Origin of the sequence: Streptomyces sp. NPDC050085 (assembly GCF_044460595.1) — a bacterium.
In the GTDB taxonomy this organism is placed as follows: domain Bacteria; phylum Actinomycetota; class Actinomycetes; order Streptomycetales; family Streptomycetaceae; genus Streptomyces.
Genome location: NZ_JBITJZ010000005.1, coordinates 206486 through 223855, shown reverse-complemented (window position 1 = coordinate 223855; position 17370 = coordinate 206486). Strand labels below are relative to the sequence as shown.

16 protein-coding genes and 1 pseudogene are annotated in these 17370 nt (G+C 72.1%); 9 read left to right on the top strand and 8 right to left on the bottom strand.

Annotated features, from left to right (window positions below; genetic code table 11):
- Position 1: 1 nt before the first annotated feature.
- Together ACIBUY_RS20665 and ACIBUY_RS20660 are read right to left on the bottom strand one after the other, a co-directional pair.
- Positions 2-745 (bottom strand): C4-type zinc ribbon domain-containing protein, encoded by a 744-nt coding sequence (locus tag ACIBUY_RS20665; RefSeq protein ID WP_365562009.1) that lies wholly within the window; start codon positions 743-745, stop codon positions 2-4.
- Positions 742-1611, bottom strand: coding sequence for a Nif3-like dinuclear metal center hexameric protein (locus ACIBUY_RS20660; RefSeq protein WP_365561592.1), 870 nt, complete (start codon positions 1609-1611; stop codon positions 742-744). Before ACIBUY_RS20660 ends, ACIBUY_RS20665 begins: the two co-directional genes overlap by 4 nt.
- Here ACIBUY_RS20660 and ACIBUY_RS20655 point away from each other — a divergent pair.
- A pseudogene (locus ACIBUY_RS20655) lies at positions 1589-2254 on the top strand (serine/threonine-protein kinase); the annotation flags it as partial. The gene ACIBUY_RS20660 and the pseudogene ACIBUY_RS20655 overlap by 23 nt on opposite strands.
- 79 nt (positions 2255-2333) lie before the next feature.
- On the top strand, positions 2334-4004 hold the full coding sequence (locus tag ACIBUY_RS20650) for a hypothetical protein (RefSeq protein ID WP_399153287.1): 1671 nt from the start codon (positions 2334-2336) through the stop codon (positions 4002-4004).
- A 38-nt stretch (positions 4005-4042) separates the two neighbouring features.
- Here ACIBUY_RS20650 and ACIBUY_RS20645 read toward each other — a convergent pair whose 3' ends face one another.
- Positions 4043-5110 (bottom strand): ABC transporter substrate-binding protein, encoded by a 1068-nt coding sequence (locus ACIBUY_RS20645; RefSeq protein ID WP_399153487.1) that lies wholly within the window; start codon positions 5108-5110, stop codon positions 4043-4045.
- A 280-nt stretch (positions 5111-5390) separates the two neighbouring features.
- Here ACIBUY_RS20645 and ACIBUY_RS20640 point away from each other — a divergent pair, with 280 nt between their 5' ends.
- The gene (locus tag ACIBUY_RS20640) at positions 5391-6527 is read left to right on the top strand and encodes a hypothetical protein (RefSeq protein ID WP_399153286.1); all 1137 of its coding nucleotides are present in this window, start codon (positions 5391-5393) and stop codon (positions 6525-6527) included.
- Positions 6528-6562: 35 nt separating this feature from the next.
- Entirely contained in the window at positions 6563-6730 is a 168-nt protein-coding gene (locus ACIBUY_RS20635; RefSeq protein WP_365561585.1) for a hypothetical protein, read from the top strand.
- Between the two features lie 91 nt (positions 6731-6821).
- Here ACIBUY_RS20635 and ACIBUY_RS20630 read toward each other — a convergent pair whose 3' ends face one another.
- Genes ACIBUY_RS20630 through ACIBUY_RS20620 form a run of 3 tightly spaced genes read right to left on the bottom strand, consistent with a single transcriptional unit; the run spans position 6822 to position 9810 of the window.
- On the bottom strand, positions 6822-7769 hold the full coding sequence (locus tag ACIBUY_RS20630; RefSeq protein ID WP_399153285.1) for a 3-oxoacyl-ACP reductase: 948 nt from the start codon (positions 7767-7769) through the stop codon (positions 6822-6824).
- 40 nt (positions 7770-7809) lie between these two features.
- Positions 7810-8886, bottom strand: coding sequence for a Zn-dependent alcohol dehydrogenase (locus tag ACIBUY_RS20625; RefSeq protein WP_365561580.1), 1077 nt, complete (start codon positions 8884-8886; stop codon positions 7810-7812).
- A 30-nt stretch (positions 8887-8916) separates the two neighbouring features.
- The gene (locus ACIBUY_RS20620; RefSeq protein WP_399153284.1) at positions 8917-9810 is read right to left on the bottom strand and encodes a MaoC/PaaZ C-terminal domain-containing protein; all 894 of its coding nucleotides are present in this window, start codon (positions 9808-9810) and stop codon (positions 8917-8919) included.
- Between the two features lie 288 nt (positions 9811-10098).
- Between ACIBUY_RS20620 and ACIBUY_RS20615 the strand changes: the two genes are divergently transcribed.
- Genes ACIBUY_RS20615 through ACIBUY_RS20600 form a run of 4 tightly spaced genes read left to right on the top strand, consistent with a single transcriptional unit; the run spans position 10099 to position 13661 of the window.
- Entirely contained in the window at positions 10099-11007 is a 909-nt protein-coding gene (locus tag ACIBUY_RS20615; RefSeq protein ID WP_399153283.1) for an ATP-binding cassette domain-containing protein, read from the top strand.
- Positions 11007-11723: an ABC transporter permease gene (locus ACIBUY_RS20610; RefSeq protein WP_399153282.1), complete on the top strand. Its 717-nt coding sequence runs from the start codon at positions 11007-11009 to the stop codon at positions 11721-11723. The genes ACIBUY_RS20615 and ACIBUY_RS20610 overlap by 1 nt, the downstream gene beginning before the upstream one ends.
- Before the next feature lie 20 nt (positions 11724-11743).
- Positions 11744-13009, top strand: a complete 1266-nt coding sequence (locus tag ACIBUY_RS20605; protein ID WP_399153281.1) for a sensor histidine kinase — start codon at positions 11744-11746, stop codon at positions 13007-13009.
- A 19-nt stretch (positions 13010-13028) separates the two neighbouring features.
- Positions 13029-13661, top strand: a complete 633-nt coding sequence (locus tag ACIBUY_RS20600; protein ID WP_365562004.1) for a response regulator transcription factor — start codon at positions 13029-13031, stop codon at positions 13659-13661.
- A 127-nt stretch (positions 13662-13788) separates the two neighbouring features.
- Here the strand turns inward: ACIBUY_RS20600 and ACIBUY_RS20595 are convergent, their stop codons facing one another.
- Positions 13789-15255: an MFS transporter gene (locus ACIBUY_RS20595; RefSeq protein ID WP_399153280.1), complete on the bottom strand. Its 1467-nt coding sequence runs from the start codon at positions 15253-15255 to the stop codon at positions 13789-13791.
- Between the two features lie 195 nt (positions 15256-15450).
- Here ACIBUY_RS20595 and ACIBUY_RS20590 point away from each other — a divergent pair, with 195 nt between their 5' ends.
- Positions 15451-16077, top strand: a complete 627-nt coding sequence (locus ACIBUY_RS20590; protein WP_399153279.1) for a GNAT family N-acetyltransferase — start codon at positions 15451-15453, stop codon at positions 16075-16077.
- A 39-nt stretch (positions 16078-16116) separates the two neighbouring features.
- Here the strand turns inward: ACIBUY_RS20590 and ACIBUY_RS20585 are convergent, their stop codons facing one another.
- Positions 16117-17310, bottom strand: coding sequence for a lipid-transfer protein (locus ACIBUY_RS20585; protein ID WP_399153278.1), 1194 nt, complete (start codon positions 17308-17310; stop codon positions 16117-16119).
- Positions 17311-17370: the final 60 nt, after the last annotated feature.

Sequence of the window (17370 nt, the reverse complement as noted above, 5' to 3'; positions counted from 1 at the left end):
ACTAGAGACCGGACTCCGACGTACGCACCAGGATCCGGCGGCAGTTCTCGCACCGCACGACGGCGTCGGGCGCAGCCGCCCGCACCTCGTTGAGCTCCGTGATGTTGAGCTCCAGGCGGCAGCCCTCGCAGCGGCGCTGGAACAGCTTGGCCGCGCCGACGCCGCCCTCCTTCTCGCGGAGCTTGTCGTAGAGCTTCAGCAGGTCGGCGGGGAGGGACCCGGCGACGACCTCGCGCTCCTTGGTGACCGTGCCCGCCTCGGCGTCCAGCTCGCCGGAGGCCCGGTCGCGGCGGGCCGTCGCGTCGTCGATCTTGGCCTGGACGGAGGCGAGGCGCTCGCCCAGCTCGGCCGCGCGCTCCTGCGCGGACTCGCGGCGCTCCATGACCTCGAGGACGACGTCCTCCAGGTCGCCCTGGCGCTTGGCCAGCGAGGCGATCTCCTTCTGGAGGTTCTCCAGGTCCTTGGGCGAGGTGACGGCGCCGGAGTCCAGGCGCTGCTGGTCGCGGTTGGCGCGGGAGCGGACCTGGTCGACGTCCTGCTCGGCCTTGGTCTGCTCGCGGGCGCAGTCGCTCTCCTCGGTCGTCGCGGCGACGTGCAGGTCGCGCAGCTGCGTGAGGTCCTTGGTGAGCGACTCGATCTCGGCGTGCTCGGGCAGCGACTTCTTCTTGTGCGCGAGCTGCTGGAGGCGTACGTCCAGGTCCTGGACGTCGAGGAGACGGATCTGGTCGGCGGGCGCGGCGTTCAGTTGGGGGCTCCCAAAGTAGAGATGTGCTGGCTGGTAGACGCCGCGTGGGCGGTCCAGGGGTCGGTGACCGTCTTCGAGACGTGGACGCGCAGGTCCCATCCGTTGCGGTCGGAGAGGGCGTCGAGCTGGCTCGCGGCCAGCTCGCACCAGGGCCACTCGGTGGCCCAGTGCGCCGCGTCGAGCAGCGCGAGCGGCTGCGGGGAACCGGTCTCGCGGGCCTCGCTCGCCGGGTGGTGGCGCAGGTCCGCGGTGAGGAACGCGTCGACGCCCGCGGCTCGTACGTCGGCGAAGAGGCTGTCGCCGCTGCCTCCGGAGACGGCGATCGTACGGACCGTCGCGTCGAGGTCGCCCGCGACGCGGATGCCCTGCGCGGTGGCGGGGAGCCGGTCGGCGGCGCGGGCCGCGAGGTCGCGCAGGGTCAGCGGGTGGTCGAGCTCGCAGACCCGGCCGAGGCCGCGGCGGCCCGAGGGGTCGGCGGAGTCGGGCACGAGGGGGCGTACGACCCGGACGTCGAGGGCGGCGGCGAGGGCGTCGCTGACGCCGGGGTCGGCCCGGTCGGCGTTGGTGTGGGCGACGTGCAGCGCGATGTCGTTCTTGATCAGGGTGTGCACGACGCGGCCCTTGAAGTGCGAGGCCGCGACCGTCGTCGTACCGCGCAGGTACAGCGGGTGGTGCGTGATCAGGAGGTCGGCGCCCAGCTGCACGGCCTCGTCGGCGATCTCCTGGACCGGGTCGACGGCGAACAGGACCCGGGTCACCTCGGCGTCGGGATCACCGCAGACCGTGCCCACGGCATCCCACTGCTCGGCCAGGGCGGGGGGCCACAGGGCGTCGAGCGCGGCGATGACTTCGAAGAGGCGGGGCACGCAGAGATGCTACCTGGGCCGGGCCCCTCGCGGCCTCCCGCCCATGGGAGGCCCTTTCACCGTGCGGGCGCCGCCGCTACTGTTCGGCCGGGCGTCCGGAGCGGGGGATTCGATGCACGCGGGGGAAGTACTCGACGGCCGGTACGAGTTGGTGCGCCGGCTCGACGCCGGGGGCATGGGCGAGGTGTGGGAGGGCGTCGACCGGCGCATCCGGCGGCCGGTGGCGATCAAGCTGCTGCACGAGGAGGCCGATCCGCGGCTGATCCCGGAGCTGGTGGCCCGGCTCGGCCGGGAGGCGACGGCGGCGGGGCGGCTCGCGCATCCGCACATCGTCGCGGTCTACGACTACAACAGCATCAAGGAGGACGGTGTACCGCTCGTCTACCTGGTGATGGAGCTGGTCCGCGGACGTTCGCTCGCCGAGGAGCTGGCACGCGGGCTGCCCGACGTGTCCCGCACGCTGGCGTGGGCGGAGCAGATCGCGCTCGCGCTGGAGGCGGCGCACGGGCCGGAGGCGGGGGTCGTGCACCGTGACCTCAAGCCGGGCAACGTGATGATCACGCACGGCGGTCTGGTGAAGCTGCTCGACTTCGGGATCGCGCGCTTCATGGAGGACAACGACACCCACCACACCAAGCTGACCGGCGGCCGCATGGTGGGCACTCCCCCGTACATGGCGCCGGAGCAGTGCGTGGCGGGTCCGGTGGACGGGCGGACCGATCTTGTACGCGCTCGGCTGTCTGCTGTTCGCGATGCTGACCGGGCGGCCGCCGTTTACGCAGGAGCGCGGGCTGCTGCAGGTCATGTACCAGCAGGTGCACGAGATGCCGGTGGCGCCGAGCACGCTGCGCCCCGAGGTCTTTCCCGAGCTCGACCGGCTCGTCCTCGACCTGCTGGCGAAGTCCCCCGACGCCCGCCCGCCGACCGCCGCGTCGGTCGTCGACCGGCTGCGCCGCCTGTCACTGCCGACGGTCGAGGAGCCGCCGCCCGCGTCCACGACGTACGCCCCCGGCCCGGACGGGACAGACGACGAGGACGAGAGCGAGAGCGAGGACGCGGGCTTCTTCGACGACGTACGTGCCGATCTGTACGAGCGTCATCGCGCCGCCCGCGGTCTCGACGACCCGGACGAGGCCCGCGCCGCGCTCGCCCCGCTGGCCGCACACGTGGTCCAACTGCTGGGCGCGGACGACCCGTTGGCGCTCGAGATCCGTTTCGACCTGGCCTGTACGACGGCCAGGACCGGGCAGGTCGCGGACGCGGCGCGGCTGCTCGCGGCGCTGCTGCCTGCGCTCGTCGCGGCGCACGGTCCGGTCGACCGGCGGGTGCTGTACGCGCGCTGCCTGCTGGCCTGGTTCACCGCGGAGGCGGGTGCGCTCGACGAGGCGAACGCGCTGTACGCCGCCGTCGTCCCCGATCTGCGGGTGGCGCTCGGCGAGACGCACACGATGACGCTGCACACCCGGTTCCAGCAGTTGGTGCAGCTGCGTGCGTCGGGGGACGCGATCTCGGCGGTACGCGGCTGGATCCGGCTGCTTCCGCTGCTCGGCGCCGACCCGGCCGCGGCCTCGACCGCGCGGGACGCCCGGGCCGAGCTCGCGGCCTGCATCCTCGACGCGGCGGGCACGGGGAACGCGGCCGCGCGCGAGCGGGCCGCCCAGGTGCTGCGGGTCCTGGTGCCCGAGGTGGTGCCGCTGCTCGACACGGCGAGCGAGTCGGCGTACGCGGCGCGGGCCGTGCTGGTGCGCTGGATCGCCGAGGCGGGCACGGCGCGTGAGTCGCTGCCGGCCTGGCGGGTGCTGATCGCCGACGCGGGCCAGGCGCTCGGCGAGCTGCATCCGCTGACGTTGCGGGCGCGGCTCGCGCTGGCCGAGCACACGGTGGACGCCGGGGACACGGAGGAGGCGCACGCCCTGCTGTGCGCGTTGGTGCCGGCGCTCGCGGCGGGGCTCGGCGCGGACGCGGAACCGGTGCTGCGCTGCCGGTTCCTGATCGCGGGGACGGCGCCCGAGCCGGACTGGCAGCAGGTCGTACCGGATCTGGAGCGGGTGCTCGGCAGCGGTCATCCGCTGACGGTGGACGGCCGGTTCCGGCAGGCGCTGAGCGCGGTGGAGCGCGGCGGGACGGATCTCGACGTGGCGCCGCTGCGGCTCGCGATCGAGCAGCGGACCCGGCTGTTCCCGGCGGACGATCCGCTCACGCTGCGCGGCCGGTTCGTCCTCGCGGACGGCACGGAGCGTGCGGGGCGGCGAGCCGAGGCGCGGCGCCTGTGGCAGGAGCTGGTGCCGGATCTGACGCAGGCGATGGGGCCGCGGCACGAGTTGACCCAGGCGGTGCGGGGGCGGCTCGGGATCGTGGATCCCGAGCCGCAGAGTCCGCTGGGTGCCGGGTAGGGACGCGGGCCCGGTCGGCCTGCCTCGACCAGGTCGGCCTACTTGACCAGGTCGGCGCGCAGGTCCTTCAGCACCGAGTCGGCCGCGGTGACGCCGAGGCCCAGGTACCAGGTCTCGTCCGGGACGTTCTTGGCGTGGCCGTCCTTGACCGCCCCGAGGTTCTTCCAGAGCGGGTTGTCCTCAGCGCTCGCACGCTGGGTCTTGTTCGCGTCGCCGTAGACGCCGGTGAAGATCCAGTCGGCGTCGGCGGAGTCGATCTTCTCCGGGCTGATCTCCGTGGCCAGCTCGTTGATCTGCTGGTTCTTGGGGCGCGGGATGCCGGCGTCGTCGAGGATCGTGCCGATGAAGGAGGCCTTGGCGTACAGGCGGGTGCGGTCCGGCATGTAGCGGAGCATGGTGACGGTCGGGGCCTTGCCGCCGTTCGCCTTCTTCACGTCCTCGCCGAGCTGCTTCACGTTCTTCTCGTACGTGGCGAGGTTCGCCTTCGCCGCCGCGGTCCTGTCCAGGGCGGAGGCGTTGAGGAGGTAGTTCTCCTTCCACGGGAAGCCCGGGCGGATGGAGAACACGGTGGGGGCGATCTTGGAGAGCTGCGGGTAGAGCTTGGCGGCGCGCAGCTCGCTGCCGAGGATCAGGTCGGGCTTGAGGTTCGCGATCGCCTCGAGGTTGAGGGAGTTGGTCGTACCGACGCTCTTCGGGTTGCCCGCCTCCTTCTTCAGGTAGGACGGGATGCCCTCGTCGCCCTCGGTGGGGGCGTAGCCGACGGGCTTGACACCGAGGGAGGCCACGTTGTCGAGCTCGCCGACGTCCAGGACGACGACCCGGGTCGGCTTCTTCGGGAGCTCCGCCTTGCCCATGGCGTGCGTGATGGTGCGCGGGAACTGGCCGGCCTGTGCGGTCGTGCCCATCTTCGCGGTCTCGGCGGCGGCCTTGGAGAAGTCCTTGCCACCGGTGGCCACGGACTTGGAGCCGGCGCCGTTGTCGCTCTTGGCCGAGTCGTCGCCGGAGCCGGAGCCGCACGCGGTCAGGGCGAGGGCGGCGGCGGTCGTGACGGCGGCAGCCGCGATCCGGGTGCGCGAACGAGACGAACGCGGGGATATCGAGTACATCGGGGGCATCGCCTAGCTCCTGCTCAGGGTGCACGGACTCACGGTGCACAGACGGTGCACAGGTGTTGGTTAGGTAAACCTAACATCCGCCTCGCCCGGCCCCACCGCGGGTCCGTGAGCACACCAGGCACTTCCCTCTCAGGCGATTTGGGACATGGCCACCCTTTGGTGTGAAGCGGAGGGCGGCGCGTGCCACGGAGGTACGTGCGAAAACTAGCTTCAGCCGTGAGGGGGCAGGGAGCGGTAAGCCGCGTCGAACAACCGGAGGTGTCAGTTCCCCATGACGGCCTTGGCCATCGAGCCCGCCACGGAGATGCGGGCGGAGCCGCCGCAGTCGGTGTGCGTGATCACGGCGGACACCTCGTACGCGGCGCGGCTCGCCCAGCACGGCGCGTCCTGGTTCCCGGAGCGCTGGACCCTGGACGGTCCCGAACCGTACGCGGTGCCGCTGCCCGCCCATCAGCCCGAGGAGCCCGGCACGGCGCTGCAGCCGCTGTCCGACGGCCGGGTGCTGATCCGGCGCGAGGCGGACGGCCGCCATCTGTTCTCGCTGCTCTATCCGACCGGGCCCGGCACCGGCGAGGTGCCGCTGGGGGCCGTGGAGTGCGGGGAGTTGACCCTGCTGCCGCCGGCCCCCGACGGGCGCAGTGCGTACGCGCTGGCCGTCGGCGAGGAGACGACGGACGTGTGGCTGGTGGCGGGCGGCTCGTTCGGGCCCGAGCACGTGGCCGAGGTGAAGGGGCGCTGCTCGGGCGGGGTCTGGCTGGACCGGGCGGGGCGGCTGCTCGCCCTCGACCGTGAACCGCCGGGCGGCGGGCCCGTGAAGACGGTCGCGGTCGATCTGGACCGGGGCGGGGAGGTCTCGCCGCTGCTGCAGATCACCGAGGACAGCGCGGACCGCCTGCTCCTCGCCGATCTGGACAGCGGCCTGATCCTGGTCCGCTCGGACGCGGCGGAGCCGGGTCAACCCCGCCTGGGCTGGGGCGTGTTGGGCAGTACGCTGCCGGTCCGCTTCCCGCAGGCGCTGCGGCTCGCGGGGTCCACGCTGACGCCGTTCGCCATACAGCCCGGGCAGACGCTGATGCCGGAGAGCTGTGCGGTGGCGCTGCGCATCGACGGCCCGCAGGAGGGCGTGCCGTGGCTCGGCCTGTGGCGTCCCGCCGAGGGCCGGATGCATCAACTCGCGGCCCCGCGCGGCTGGTTGGCGGGCTGCGGCTTCTGGTCGAAGGACGGCGAGCTGGCACTCCCCTGCGTCACCGAGGAGGCGCCGTGCGGGCTCGCCCGCGTCCCCGCACCACCGCCCGACGAACCCCGGCCGGCCGCCCCCGCGGCACCCGTCGCACCGCGGCCCGTGCCCCTGGGCAAGGCGCCTCTCGGGGGCCGGACGGCAGGCCCTAGACTCGCGCCCGGTAAGTGAAGGATCTTGTACGTGTTTACGGGGTGAGTGGTCCGATGACGGGAAGCAACGGTACGAGCGCGGGGACGGACACCGCGGAGCGGGTCGAGGCCAGGGCCGACGGCCCCGGCCGGCACCGCGGGGCGGTGGCCATGTCGTCCGCACAGGGCGAGCAGCCGGAGCCGCGCGGGCGGCACCGCGGGGCGCGCGCCGAGGAGGCGTAGCTCCGGCCACGCATGACGAAGGGCCCGGTCGACCAACCGGGCCCTTCGTCATGTCGCGTACGCCTGGAAGTCTCGTGCGCCTGGAAGTCGCTTACGGCTGGCCGTGCTTGAGGCCGAGCACCTCCGCCGCCGCGAACGTCTCGTTCGGGGGGCGGTCCTTGTAGTGCGGGGTGAGCAGGGCGTCGAGTTCCTCGTACGTGAAGACGTCCTTGGCGGTGTCGAACTTCGCCTGGACCCGGGGGCGGTCGACGACCGCGACCATTCCGCCGTGCACGACGAGGAGTTGGCCGTTCACGTTCGCGGCCGCCGGTGAGGCGAGGTAGCCGACGAGGGGTGCGACGTGCTCGGGGGCGAGCGGGTCGAGGCGCTCGCCCTCCGGGACGGCGAACCCGGCGAACACGTCCTCCGTCATCCGGGTGCGGGCCCGGGGGCAGATCACGTTGGCGGTGACGCCGTACTTGGCGAGGGCGAGGGCGCTCGATGTGGTCAGGCCCACGATGCCGCCCTTGGCCGCCGCGTAGTTGGGCTGGCCCGCGGAGCCCGCGAGGAAGGCCTCGGACGAGGTGTTCACGATCCGGCCGTAGACCGGGGCGCCCGCCGCCTTGGACGCGTCCCGCCAGTGGCGGGCCGCGAAGTGGGTGGTGTTGTAGTGGCCCTTGAGGTGGACGCGGATGACCGAGTCCCACTCGTCCTCGGTCATCGAGAAGATCATGCGGTCGCGGAGGATGCCCGCGTTGTTGACGAGGATGTCGAGGCGGCCGTACGTGTCGATCGCCAACTGGACGAGTTCCTGGGCCTGTTGGTGGTCCGCGACGTCGCCGAGGTGGGCGACGGCCGCGCCGCCCGCGCCGCGGATCTCCTGGGCCACCTGTTCGGCCGGGGTCGCGTCGGCCTCGCCCGAGCCGTCCCGTCCCGGCTGGCCGAAGTCATTGACGACCACGTTGGCACCGAGCCGGGCCAGTTCCAGGGCCTCGGCCCGACCGAGCCCCCGACCGGCACCCGTGACGATGGCCGTGTGGCCCTTGAGCGGCGTTGACATGTGCGAAGTTCCTCTCCTCGTCGGCAAATTCAGGCCCTGCCTAGATCTCGATGCACGTCCTGAGGGCGGAGCCCGTCCTCATCTGGTCCAGGGCCTCGTTGATCTCCGCCAGCGGCACCCGGTGCGTGATCAGGGACTCCAGGTCGATGCGGCCCGCCCGCCACAGGGCGATGGCCCGCTCGTAGGAGCGCAGGACGTCGCCGCCGCCGTACATCGAGGGCAGGATGCGCTTCTCGTCGAAGAACAGCTCGAACATGTTGAGCTGGAGGAAGTCGTCCGTGGCGCCCGCGCCGACGACGACGAGCGTGCCGCCGCGCCGCGTCGTCTCGTACGCCGTGCGGGCCGTGGCCGACCTGCCGACGACCTCGAAGACGTAGTCGAAGCCCTCGTTCGCGGTGACGCGCTGCTTGGCGTCGGCCAGCTCCTCGGGCGAGACCGCCTCCGTCGCGCCGAACTTCAGCGCCGCCTCGCGCCGCGACGCCACCGGGTCGACCGCGACGATCTGCGCCGCGCCCTTGAGCCGCGCGCCCTGGATCGCGGAGATGCCGACGCCGCCGCAGCCGATGACCGCGACCGACGAACCGGCCGCCACGTCGGCGGTGTTGATGGCGGCGCCGAGTCCCGTCGTCACGCCGCAGCCGATGAGCGCGGCGATGTCGAACGGTACGTCGTCGGGGATCGGCACGGCGCAGCCCGCGTCGACCACGACCTCCTCGGTGAACGTGCCGGTGCCGGCGAAGCCGAACACGTCACCGCCGGGGCGCTTGAAGTTGGGGGTGCCCGCGTTCATGAACCCGGCGAGGCACAGCTGCGTCTGGCCGCGCTTGCAGGCGGGGCAGGTGCCGCACGCCGGGAGCCAGCTGACCAGGACGCGCTGACCCGGCGTCAAGTGCGTGACGCCGTCCCCGACTTCGAGGATCTCGCCCGCGCCCTCGTGGCCGGGGATGAACGGCGCGGGCTGCGGCAGTACGCCGTTCATCGCGGAGACGTCGGAGTGGCACAGGCCGGTCGCGCGGACCCGGATCCGCACCCGGCCCGGGCCGAAGCCGACCGCCTCGACGTCGTCCAGTACCTCGAGTTTGTCCTGGCCTATCTCGTGCAGTACGGCTGCTCGCATGGGGTGCGGCTCCTTTGCCGGGGAGAAGGATCAGGTGTGGTCGACGACCGTGTCCGCGAGGACCGCGGCCTCGTCGCGGTCGACCGCCGTCACCGTGACCTGCACGCTCCCCCTAGTTCTCGAATTCGCTCGAACAGGGGGGACCCCCATCGGCGTCTCCCACATGCGGATGCGCAGCGTCTCGCCGGGGAAGACGACTCCGGCGAAGCGGGTCGAGTAGCGGGTGACGCGGGAGACGTCGCCGCCGAGCACCGTGTCGACGACGGCCTTGAGCGTCATGCCGTACGTGCACAGGCCGTGCAGGATCGGCCGGTCGAAGCCGCCGAGCTTGGCGAACTCGGGGTCGGCGTGCAGCGGGTTCCAGTCGCCGGACAGGCGGTAGAGAAGGGCCTGGTCCTCGCGGATCGCCCGCTCGACGGTGCGGTCGGGTGCCCGGTCCGGCACCTCGAGGCGCTCGGACGGGCCGCGCTCGCCGCCGAATCCGCCCTCGCCGCGTACGAAGATGGAGGCGTCGCTGGTCCACAACGGCCCGTCGGCGTCGGAGACTTCGGTGCGCAGCACGACGACCGCGGCCTTCGTCTTGTCGTAGACGGCGGCGACCTTGGCCGAGGTGTGCGCCTGGCCCTTGACGGGGATGGGGCGGTGCAGCTCGATGGTCTGACCGCCGTGCAGCACGTGCGCCAGGTTGACCTCGATGCCGGGCGCGGCGAGGCCGCCCATCATGGCCATGCCCGCGCCCGCGACCGTCGCGAAGCTCGGCAGGACGTGCAGCTTGGACTCGAGGGTGTAGCGCAACTCCTCGGCGTCGGTCGCGGGGATGCCCGCGCCGAGGCCCAGGTGGTAGAGCTGGATGTCCTTGTGGCCCCAGGTGATCTCGGCGGTCCTGGGCTCGGCGGCAACGGCCTTCGCGGCGTCGATGGGCATAGAGGCAAACGCTCCTAAGGCTGGTCAAGACCTCGGTGCGGCCGTCCGCACCGTCGGCCGCACCGAGGTCGTCGCGGGCCGGGTAGAACCTGTTCCAATTCACCCGGCGACCCCATGTATAGCCAAGAGCGGATGGGTTGGGAAGGGCCGGGCCGGGCTTTTCTGACGTCACGTCAGATACCAGCCGCGGCCCCGGCCGCGCGGTGGCGGGCCGTGACATTTGTACTGCCGAGGTCCGGACATTGCGCATCTGCCGCCGCCCCGCCCCGGATCCGTACCGTCAGGGCCATGACGACACAGGCAGCGGCGGTGTCCTTCACGGGGGCCGTCAAGACGTTCGGGGACGTACGGGCGGTCGACGGGCTCGACCTGGAGATCGCGGCGGGCGAGACCGTGGCCCTGCTCGGACGCAACGGCGCGGGCAAGTCCACCACCATCTCCCTACTGCTCGGCCTGGACGAGCCGGACGAGGGGCACGTCGAGCTGTTCGGCGCGGCGCCGGAGACGGCCGTACGGACCGGGCGGGTCGGCGCCATGCTCCAGGAGGGCAAGGCCGTGCCCCGGGTCACCGTCGCGGAGCTGGTGGGCTTCGTGGCCCGGCGCTACCCGGACCCCATGCGGGTCGCGGACGCCCTGCGCCTGGCCGGGATCGAGGAGCTGGCCGGGCGGCGGGTCGACAAGCTGTCGGGCGGGCAGACGCAGCGGGTGCGGTTCGCCGTGGCGCTGGCCGGAAACCCGTCCCTGATCGTGCTCGACGAGCCGACCGCCGCGCTCGACGTGGAGGCCCGGCACGCGTTCTGGGCGTCGATGCGGGCCCACACCCGGCGCGGCCACACCGTGCTGTTCTCCACGCACTACCTGGAGGAGGCCGACGCCAACGCCGACCGGATCGTGGTCATCGACCACGGCCGCGTCGTCGCCGACGGCAGCGGCGACGAACTGCGCAAGGCCGGCGGCGGCAGCCTCGTCTCCTTCGACCTGGCCGGGCGCGCCTCGGCGGGCCTGTCGACGCTGCCGGGCGTGCTCTCCGTGGAGATCCGCGGCGACCGGGCGCGGCTGCGGACCGGCGACTCGGACGCGACCGTGATCGCACTGGCCGCCCTGGACCTCGTACGGAATCTGGAGGTCGCCCCCGCCTCCCTCGACGACGCCTTCATGGCGCTGACCGCGGACCCCCGCGACCTGGAGCGTGTGTGATGTGGGACTACCTGCGGCTCGAAGTGCGGCGCACCCTGCGGGACGGCCGGTTCGTGATCGGCACGGTCGCGATGCCCGTCCTGATGTACCTCCTGTTCACCAACCTCGGTGAGAACAGCGGGGATTGGAAGACCGCGTCGATGGTCGGCATGGCCGCGTACGGGGCTCTGGGCGCCGCCCTGAACACCGCGGGCGGCGTCGCCGAGGACCGGGCGATCGGCTGGCTGCGGCAGCTGCGGATCACGCCGATGTCACCGCGCGAGGTGGTGATCGCGCGGGCCCTGACCGGGGCGGTGACCGTGCTGCCCGCGATCGGGGCGGTGATGCTCGCGGGCGGCCTCGTCAACGGCGTACGGATGGACGTCTGGAAGTGGCCGGTCATCGCGCTGCTGCTGTGGTTGGGCTCGCTGCCGTTCACCATGCTGGGCCTCGGCAACGGCTACCGGATGACCTCGCAGGCCATGGGCGGCGTGAACATGCTCTGCTACCTGGGGCTCGCGGTCCTCGGCGGCCTGTGGTTCCCGGTGGACCTGTTCCCGGGCTGGCTGCAGCACGTCTCGGCCGCCACGCCGACCAACCGGTTCGCGCAGATCGGCCGGTCGGTCGCCGACGGCCACTCCCCCTCCCTGGTGGCGCTCGCGGTGCTCACCTGCTGGCTGGTGGCCTTCGGTTCGTACGCTGTGGTGTCCTACCGCAGGGCAGCACAGACCATCTGAACGGGAACGGGGAGTCGGGCATGACGACGTGGAGGAAGCGGGCCGTGCACGCCTGGCGGTCGTGGCAGAAGGCACGGGACGAGTGGAAGGCCGAGAAGGAGCGCGTGAAGGCGGCGCGCAAGGAGTGCGGGGACGACGGCCCCCGCGCCGAGGAACTCGGCCCGCCGCCCAACGGGTTCGCGATGCTGCCCTGGCTCCTCATGGGCCTGGGCGCCTTCTCGAACCTCATCAACGGCGAGACCCCCAACCCCTGGATCGGCGGCATCGCCCTGCTGACCTTCAACTCCCTCTACATCTATGTGGTGTTCAGGGCGTTCGACAAGGAGAAGCGCGAGTCGCGGTCGACGCTCGTCGCGCTGATCCTGATGACGCTGCTGACCTGCGGTCTCGCCGGGGGTTACGGCGGCAACTGGCTGGCGTTCTTCCCGCTCCTCGGCCTCGCCGTCGGGGCGATCACCCGGGGCCGCAACATCGGCAAGGTGGGGATCGGGCTCAGCGTCCTCGGCGGGGCCGTCGGCGCGCTGCGCGAGGGCTGGGACGCGGTCAGCGTGTTCTACGGCACGTTCCTGTCCACGATGGTGACCGCGGCCATCCTCTCCCTGTCCGAGACCGTACGTGAACTGCGCGACGCCCGTGAGGAGTTGGCCCGCCAGGCCGTGGAGAAGGAGCGGCTGCGCTTCTCCCGCGACCTGCACGACCTGCTCGGCCACACGCTGTCGGTGATCGTGGTGAAGTCGGAGGCGGCGCGCAGGCTCGCGCCGCGCAGCATGGACGCGGCCCTGGAACAGGTCACCGACATCGAGGCCGTGGGACGCCAGGCGCTCACCGAGATCCGGGAGGCCGTCACCGGCTACCGCGAGGGCTCGCTCGCCACCGAGCTGGACCGGGCGCGCTCGGCGCTCACCGCCGCCGGCATCGAACCGGTCGTACGCCAGTCGGGACCGCCGCTGTCCGCGCAGAACGAGGCGCTGCTCGGCTGGGTCGTGCGCGAGGCCGTCACCAACGCCGTGCGCTACAGCTCCGCGACCACGTGCACCATCACCGTGGACGGTACGGGTGAGCGGGTGCGGCTGCGGGTCACGGACGACGGCGTCGGCGTCGCGGACGCGGTGCGCGGCACTCCCGGGATAGGCGGCACCGGACTCAAGGGCCTCAAGGAGCGCCTCGCGACGGCGGGCGGTTCCCTGGACGCGGGGCCCGGCGCGCTGCGCGGCTTCACCGTGCGGGCCGAACTGCCCGTCGGAGAGCTGGAGTCGGCGCCGGACACCCAGCTGGCCGCCACGTAACCTCTCCCCCGTGACAGAGATGCCTCAAGACCACCGCCCGGCGAAGAGCGTGCGCGTCCTGCTCGCCGAGGACCAGGGAATGATGCGGGGTGCGCTCGCGCTGCTGCTCGGCCTCGAGGAGGACATGGAGGTGGTCGCGCAGGTCGCCGCGGGCGACGTCATCGTCGACAAGGCACTCGAATGCCGCCCCGACGTCGCCCTCCTGGACATCGAACTGCCCGGCATGAGCGGCCTCGACGCCGCCGCGCTGCTCCGTGACGAGGTGCCCGACTGCCGGGTGCTGATCCTCACCACGTTCGGGCGGCCCGGCTATCTGCGGCGGGCCATGGAGGCGGGCGCGGCCGGCTTCCTCGTCAAGGACGGGCCCGTCGAGGACCTGGCCGAGTCGATCCGCAAGGTGCTGCGCGGCGAGACGGTCGTCGACCCGGCGCTCGCCGCGGCCGCGCTGTCGGCGGGCCCGAGCCCTCTCACGTCCCGCGAGGCGGATGTCCTGCGTGCCTCGGCGGACGGGGCGACCGTCTCCGACGTGGCCGGGAAACTCCACCTCTCCGAGTCGACCGTCCGGAACTACCTGTCCTCGGCGATCGGCAAGACGGGGACGCGGAACCGCATGGAGGCGATGCGCTCCGCTCGTCAACAGGGGTGGCTGTAGACCCCGCCCTCGGGGGCGCGGGGAACTGCGCGCAGCAGGTCCACCGGGGCGCGCCCGGGAGCGAATCAGGCAGCCCTGACGGCGCTGAGCTCCCGGGGCTCTGCCCCGGACCCCGCTGCCTCTCGTCCTAGAGCGGGCTGGATTTGCCGGAGCCGCTGGATTTGGCTCGCGGCATCCAGGCAAGCAGCACCACAACCGCCACCGCCAAGATCCCCGCCCCGTACAAGAACGCCGCCGCGTAGCCGCGGGTCAGCGATGAAGGGTCCGCCGAACCCGCGGAGCGAGACGCCGCGACGGTGGAGAGGATCGCCAGGCCCAGTGAACCGCCCAGTGTGCGGGACGTGTTGACCAGGCCGGAGACCAGGCCCGCGTCACCGGGCGCCGCGCCCGACGTCGCCAGCGAGGCGAGCGGCGTCATCGCGAATCCGGCACCGGCCATCATCACGATCCCGGGCAGCATGATGGTCGTGACGTAGGAGCCGTCCGCCGTCATCGTCGACTGCCACGCGAACCCGGCCGCGGTGACGAGGACTCCGGTCACCGCCACGTTCCGCGCCCCGAACCTCGGCATCAGGCGCGGCGCGATCTTCGAGCCGGCCACGACCGCGAGCGAGCTGGGGACGAGGGCCAGACCGGCCTCGATCGGGGTGTAGCCGAGGACGTTCTGCGCGTACAGCGTCATGAAGAACCACATGGCGAAGCTGCCCATGCCGCACACGAACATCGCCGCGTTGGCCGCGGCCACCGACCGCACCTTGAACAGTCCGAGCGGCATCAGCGGCAGCCGCGTACGGGCCTCCACGGCGAGGAACGCCGCGATCAGGGCCAGCGCGATGCCGAGCGGCACCAGGGTGGAGGCGGCGCCCCAGCCCTCCGCCTCGGTCTGCACGATGGCGTACGCGAGGGTCGCCGTGCCCGCGGTGACGAGCAGCGCGCCCGGCAGGTCGAGGCGTCGCTCGCCACCGGCCTTGGACTCGCGGATCCAGCGCGCGGCGGCCGCGAGGACGAGCGCGCCGAGGGGGACGTTGATGAGGAGGACCCAGCGCCAGTTGAGGCCCTCGGTCAGCACGCCGCCGACCAGGCCGCCCGCCGCGCCGCCGCCCGCGCCCACGGCCGTCCAGGTCGCGATGGCCCGGGCCCGCGCGGCGCCCTCGGGCACGGCCGAGGTGAGGATGGTGAGCGTGGAGGGGGCGAGGACCGCTGCGCCGAGGCCCTGTACGGCGCGCGCCGCGAGGAGCTGCCAGTCGTCCTGTGCGAGCCCGCCCACCAGCGAGGCGAGGGTGAACAGGCCGAGCCCGACCAGGAACATGCGCTTGCGCCCGAAGAGGTCGCCCGCCCGGCCGCCGAGGAGCATGAATCCGGCGAACGCGATCGAGTACGCGTTCACCACCCACTGCAGGCCCGTCGCGCTGAGCCCGAGGTCGGCGCGCATGGACGGCAGCGCGACGTTCACGACGGAGACGTCGAGGACGACGAGGAACTGTCCGGCGCAGGCCACGGCCACCACCAGCCAGGCGGGCGGGGCGGTTCGGCGTGGGCGTATCGCGGCGCCGGAGTCGGAGTCGGTGAGAGAGGTCTGCGGCATGAGTGTCATGGTCTCAGGCCACTCGTACCCCGTACATCAGAATTTCGGTGCATGCGACGTGGGCCGAAGGTCATACGTCCACAGACCTAGGTCCTGCGGGGCGGTTCCGTGCCGGAGTTCGTGCGGAAGTATGCGCGGAAGTTGATGCGGGAGAGATCGCGAACTGCCGTACGGGAGCGCTCCCATCCTGGAATCCTGCGGAGCATGAGCAGCGAACCCTTCATCCGCCCCTACCAGCCGTCCGACCGCGCCGAGATCGCCTCCGTCTGCGTACAGACAGCGCACGAAGGCCGGGACTCGTCCGCCATACACCCCGATCCGGAACTGATGCCGTCGATATTCGCCTACCCCTATGTGGCGCTCGAACCCGAGCTGGCGTTCGTCCTGGACGACGGCAGCGGCGCCGCCGTGGGATACGTCCTGGGGGCCGCGGACACCGCGAAGTTCACCGAACGGTTCCGCAGCGAGTGGCTTCCGCGGGTCGCCGGGCGGTACCCGGCCCTCACCCGGGCAGCCCGCACCCCGTCCGAGGAGATGGTCACCCTGCTGCACGACCCCGAGCGCATGGTCCACGAGGAGCTGGCCGCGTTCCCCGCACATCTGCACATCGATCTGCTGCCGGACTGGCAGGGCCGGGGGTACGGCCGCGCCCTCATGAGCACCCTCCTCGACGCGCTGCGCAGCCGCGGGGTCCCGGCCGTGCACCTGTGCATGGTGCGGGCGAACACTTCGGCCAGGGCGTTCTACGACCGTCTCGGTTTCCGCCCGCTGGCCGTGCCGGACCCCGGGCCCGTCTGGTATCTGGGCAGGCCGACGACGTCGCTGTCCTGAGAGCCTGCCTTCGCACCCCCGACGTCTCGAAGGTCCGCGTCAGGCGCGTCGCAGCATGGTGACCACCGCCGCCCCGCCGAGCCCGATGTTGTGCGCGAGCCCGACCCGCGCCCCGGCCACCTGACGCGCCTCGGCCTGACCCCTCAACTGCCAGGTCAGTTCGGCGACTTGGGCGATCCCGGTGGCGCCGAGCGGGTGCCCCTTGGAGATCAGGCCGCCCGACGGGTTCACCACCCAGCGGCCGCCGTACGTCGTCGCCCCCGACTCGACGAGCTTGCCGGACTCGCCCTGCTCGCACATGCCGAGCGCCTCGTACGTGAGCAACTCGTTGACGGAGAAGCAGTCGTGGAGCTCGATGACGTCCACGTCGTCGATGCCGAGCCCGGAGCGCTCGTACACCTGGCGGGCCGCCTCCCTCGACATCGGCTGCCCGACGACGTCGATGCACGAGCCGGACGCGAAGGACTCCTCGGTGTCGGTGGTCATCGCCTGCGCGACGATCTCCACCGCCTTGTCCCCCAAGTCCCGTTCCTCGACGAAGCGTTCGGAGACGACGACGGCCGCGGCGGCGCCGTCGGACGTGGGTGAGCACTGGAGTTTGGTGAGCGGTGTGTGGATGGTCTTCGCCGCCAGGATCTCGTCGACGGTGTACGCGTCCTGGAACTGGGCGTAGGGATTGTTCACCGAGTGCCGGTGGTTCTTGGCGCCGACCGCGGCGAGCTGCGCCTCGGTCGTGCCGTACTTCTCCATGTGCTCGCGGGCCGCGTCGCCGAAGATCTGGGCGGTGGGCGGGGACATCTCGAAGCCGTGGCGGGCGGCCATGATGCCGTAGTGCCGGGCGACGGGCGACGTCTTGAAATCCGACCCGCCGTCGGCGCCGCCGCCGAGCGCGCCCCGCTGCATCTTCTCGAAGCCGAGCGCGAGCACGCAGTCGCTGATCCCGCCCTCGACGAACTGGCGGGCCATCATCAGGGCGGTGGAGCCCGTCGCGCAGTTGTTGTTGACGTTGTAGACGGGGATTCCCGTCAACCCCAGTTCGTACGCGGCCCGTTGACCGGCCGTCGAGGCCTGGAAGCAGTAGCCGACGGGGACCTGCTGGACGTCCCGGTAGGCGACGCCGGCGTCCGCGAGCGCCGCGCTCCCCGCCTCCTTCACCATGTCCCAGTACTGCCAGTCCCGCGTCTCGGGCTTCTCGAACTTGGTCATGCCGACGCCGACTATGTACGACTTCATGGCTGACTTCATGGGTGCACGGCCCTCCTGCCACTACCTGACGGACCGTCAGATAGTGGC

Coding starts and splice junctions, on each gene's coding strand:
- ACIBUY_RS20630 (WP_399153285.1), bottom strand. CDS start 7,769: ATGTCAACGCCGCTCAAGGGCCACACGGCCATCGTCACGGGTGCCGGT.
- ACIBUY_RS20610 (WP_399153282.1), top strand. CDS start 11,007: ATGTGGGACTACCTGCGGCTCGAAGTGCGGCGCACCCTGCGGGACGGC.
- ACIBUY_RS20645 (WP_399153487.1), bottom strand. CDS start 5,110: ATGTACTCGATATCCCCGCGTTCGTCTCGTTCGCGCACCCGGATCGCG.
- ACIBUY_RS20590 (WP_399153279.1), top strand. CDS start 15,451: ATGAGCAGCGAACCCTTCATCCGCCCCTACCAGCCGTCCGACCGCGCC.
- ACIBUY_RS20595 (WP_399153280.1), bottom strand. CDS start 15,255: ATGACACTCATGCCGCAGACCTCTCTCACCGACTCCGACTCCGGCGCC.
- ACIBUY_RS20620 (WP_399153284.1), bottom strand. CDS start 9,810: ATGCCCATCGACGCCGCGAAGGCCGTTGCCGCCGAGCCCAGGACCGCC.
- ACIBUY_RS20585 (WP_399153278.1), bottom strand. CDS start 17,310: ATGAAGTCGTACATAGTCGGCGTCGGCATGACCAAGTTCGAGAAGCCC.
- ACIBUY_RS20635 (WP_365561585.1), top strand. CDS start 6,563: ATGACGGGAAGCAACGGTACGAGCGCGGGGACGGACACCGCGGAGCGG.
- ACIBUY_RS20605 (WP_399153281.1), top strand. CDS start 11,744: ATGACGACGTGGAGGAAGCGGGCCGTGCACGCCTGGCGGTCGTGGCAG.
- ACIBUY_RS20625 (WP_365561580.1), bottom strand. CDS start 8,886: ATGCGAGCAGCCGTACTGCACGAGATAGGCCAGGACAAACTCGAGGTA.
- ACIBUY_RS20615 (WP_399153283.1), top strand. CDS start 10,099: ATGACGACACAGGCAGCGGCGGTGTCCTTCACGGGGGCCGTCAAGACG.
- ACIBUY_RS20640 (WP_399153286.1), top strand. CDS start 5,391: ATGACGGCCTTGGCCATCGAGCCCGCCACGGAGATGCGGGCGGAGCCG.
- ACIBUY_RS20600 (WP_365562004.1), top strand. CDS start 13,029: ATGCCTCAAGACCACCGCCCGGCGAAGAGCGTGCGCGTCCTGCTCGCC.